The organism is Vibrio sp. 2130-1 (assembly GCF_033339515.1).
The window spans coordinates 1-564 of record NZ_JAWOUT010000561.1 but is presented as its reverse complement, the minus strand read 5'-3'; the positions used below and the strand labels follow the sequence as shown (position 1 = coordinate 564).

Sequence of the window (564 nt, the reverse complement as noted above, 5' to 3'; positions counted from 1 at the left end):
GCGCGTAAAGATTACCTTGATAAAAAATATGCAGAGCAATATGCCAAATATCGTGTGATGAACGCAACTGGCCAATTGTTGAGTGCGTTAAGAGTCGAAATGCCGAAAGAATGGCTAGAAAAAGTGGAGTATTAATTATGAAAAACATAACTATTATTGCACTCTCATTAGTTGTTGCTGCATGTAGCTCTTCGAGTGATCGAGGCGACGAATACGATTACATCGACACTCCTATTGCAGATCAATGGGCCGACCACCAAGATGACGACAGCGACGGCGTCATTAACCAGCGCGATTTATGCCCGGGCACACCATTAGGTGCGGAAATTGATAATGATGGCTGCGGATCTTACGCAAACTCATCACAACAAATGCAAATTCGAGTGTTATTTGCGAATGATTCAGATGAAATCAACCCGGTTTTCGCGAAGCAGATTCGAGAACTCTCAGATTTCTTGAAAGAATACCCAAGCACATCCATTGAGTTACAAGGTTACGCGAGCCGCACAGGTGGGTCTGAGCACAATTTAGATCTCTCCAAACGCCGAGCAGAGAACGTAAGAA

At 44.0% G+C, this 564-nt stretch carries 1 protein-coding gene and 1 pseudogene; both read left to right on the top strand.

All coding sequences use genetic code 11. The features are described from left to right. Positions 1-135: pseudogene (locus tag R7Q09_RS27395) on the top strand (agglutination protein); the annotation flags it as partial. A 2-nt stretch (positions 136-137) separates the two neighbouring features. Beyond that, the coding region (locus R7Q09_RS27390) for an OmpA family protein (protein ID WP_318144113.1) at positions 138-564 on the top strand (427 nt) is incomplete at its 3' end.